Raw genomic sequence first — 1,981 nt, forward strand, 5'->3', positions numbered from 1 at the left:
AACTTTAAACTCTAAGACAAACATTTTACGCAGGGGGGACTTAGACAAAATCAGTATAGCACAATAAAAGTTAAGTTAACAAGATATAGTTTAAAAAGCCGTCCTAAAAGGACGGGGCTTTAACCCAAAATTTCGGTAAAGCGATCAGGGTATGGATATTTTGTTGTCGATAATTATCAAAAAGAGTTGTATCCGTCCAAAAAAAGGCGGCTGGCTGTAATTGAGAGCCGTTTTTAGTTTCGTGAGTTCCTAGCTCTATATTAGTTGACATAACTCGCTCAAAAGACTTTTTAAACGACTTGAACCGGGTTAAATTTTGGGTAATAAATTCCGATTTAAACCAGAAGACTAGACCAAAATCAATCTTTTTAGTTTAGTCCCTGCCAATCTTTATGGCTGCCCAACAAATTCTCCACTAGGCACTGCCCCGCAAGCGATAAAGCGAACTGAGGGTTGACTGTGGGGATTTTGTCCTTCTAGAGTCGCCATCAGGTGGTTGACTTCTTGCTGTTGGTTAAGGCTGAGTTGACTGTAATTTAAGGTTTTCATGGTGAATTTCCTCAATGTTTTAATCGATGCAGTTGATCCTAATCTTCTTGTCCAAAAATGTCAAGTTTAGTTACGGCAGTTATTTTAATGGTGAGGTAGGAAGTGTTCGTTTTGGGTAACTCCGGAACAGTTAACAGTAGCCAGTCGTCTAAGGATGATAGGAAATTAGGTTAGACCTCATCTATTAAGAAATATTAACAAAACTGCCAGCCTCTACTATTAGGGGATGTGCCGAATAGGGAGCGTTAGCAAAAACCATGGCAGCAGGGAGAAAATTCCCTCTTTTTTTATTGGTTCTTTTCCAAAAAAGGTTCGATATCGATCGGGAACCAATCCCCGTCTAATACCTGTTCGAGGGTGAATATAGACTCTAGGGGAATCGCATTTTTATCGACTATACGCGCATTAATCAGGGATTTTCTGGCGGTTACATAGGCTTTGTCCCAAGAATCGCGGGCATGGTTGACGAGGGTGGCACTATCTATTTTTTGTTCTAATTGCGCTCGGAAAGCCGCGATCTCCACTATCCAGTGACGGGCATTCCGTTCTTTTTCCGATTCCCAATAGGATAGTTTGAGTAAGTGTTCGATTAAAACGGTTAATAAACTCGTTATTGCCTGTCTCTCGCTTTTTCCCATGCACTCCACTTCCTCGATCAGGTTTTCCCAGTCCACCCGGTCAAACTCTTTTCGCTTTAACAGTTCGGCGGTTTTTTCCGTCCAGAGAACAAAATCTTCCTCGTAGAGAGCGGTCATCATAGATTTATCTTCCCGACTGGGAGCGCGGGGTAATGGCTCGATTATAACCCTCGATCGCTATCGTTCGATCGGCTTCTAGTCTGGGGAATTTTTGCCAAGTTAGAGAATTCTACCATAGCACAAGTTGTTCTTTTTGTCAAAAAAAACTTTTACTTTTTAACAAAAGTACACAAACCTTTTGATCAACGTTATTGGCGATGTTATTTTGGGACTACAGGGGAAAGTTAACCTCACTGCTAGAATTATAATTTTCAGACAAATAACCTCAGAGTATAAATTATGACCTTTACACCAGCTATTGATCCGGATATTGAATACCCCGATAGTGACGGTAAACCCATGGCCGATAATACCGAACAATATGAATGGATCGTGAAAATTAAAGAAAACCTTGAGATTCTCTTTGCTAATTCTCCTAACGTTTTTATTGCGGGGGATCTCCTCTGGTATCCCGTCCAAGATAAAAAAATTACCGGACCGGTTGCTCCCGATGTTATGGTAGTATTTGGTCGTCCGAAAGGAAGAAGGGGTTCCTATAAACAATGGCAAGAAGATAACATCGCTCCTCAAGTGGTCTTTGAAATTCTCTCCCCTTCTAATAGTTTAGAAGAAATGGAGCGAAAACTCCTCTTTTATCAACGTTATGGAGTGGAAGAATACTATCTCTATGATCC

4 protein-coding genes are annotated in these 1,981 nt (G+C 40.8%); 1 reads left to right on the top strand and 3 read right to left on the bottom strand.

Annotation, left to right across the window (positions count from 1 at the left end; genetic code table 11):
- Nucleotides 1-103: 103 nt before the first annotated feature.
- From O9295_RS24205 to O9295_RS24215, 3 genes are all read right to left on the bottom strand, one after another.
- Nucleotides 104-271, bottom strand: a complete 168-nt coding sequence (locus O9295_RS24205) for a hypothetical protein (protein ID WP_186814397.1) — start codon at nt 269-271, stop codon at nt 104-106.
- A 119-nt stretch (nt 272-390) separates the two neighbouring features.
- Nucleotides 391-549 (bottom strand): hypothetical protein, encoded by a 159-nt coding sequence (locus tag O9295_RS24210; RefSeq protein WP_288035880.1) that lies wholly within the window; start codon nt 547-549, stop codon nt 391-393.
- 287 nt (nt 550-836) lie between these two features.
- Nucleotides 837-1,307 (bottom strand): DUF29 domain-containing protein, encoded by a 471-nt coding sequence (locus O9295_RS24215; protein WP_147074036.1) that lies wholly within the window; start codon nt 1,305-1,307, stop codon nt 837-839.
- A gap of 279 nt (nt 1,308-1,586) precedes the next feature.
- On the opposite strand from O9295_RS24215, the gene O9295_RS24220 reads away from it, so the two are divergent.
- Nucleotides 1,587-1,981, top strand: a 395-nt coding sequence (locus O9295_RS24220; protein WP_288035882.1) for a Uma2 family endonuclease, incomplete at its 3' end; no start/stop codon positions are given.

Source organism: Microcystis sp. LE18-22.4A (genome assembly GCF_027531105.1).
In the GTDB taxonomy this organism is placed as follows: domain Bacteria; phylum Cyanobacteriota; class Cyanobacteriia; order Cyanobacteriales; family Microcystaceae; genus Microcystis; species Microcystis aeruginosa.

Excerpts from the sequence above, each read along its gene's own strand:
- O9295_RS24210 (WP_288035880.1), bottom strand. The coding sequence starts at position 549 with ATGAAAACCTTAAATTACAGTCAACTCAGCCTTAACCAACAGCAAGAA.
- O9295_RS24205 (WP_186814397.1), bottom strand. The coding sequence starts at position 271 with ATGTCAACTAATATAGAGCTAGGAACTCACGAAACTAAAAACGGCTCT.
- O9295_RS24215 (WP_147074036.1), bottom strand. The coding sequence starts at position 1,307 with ATGATGACCGCTCTCTACGAGGAAGATTTTGTTCTCTGGACGGAAAAA.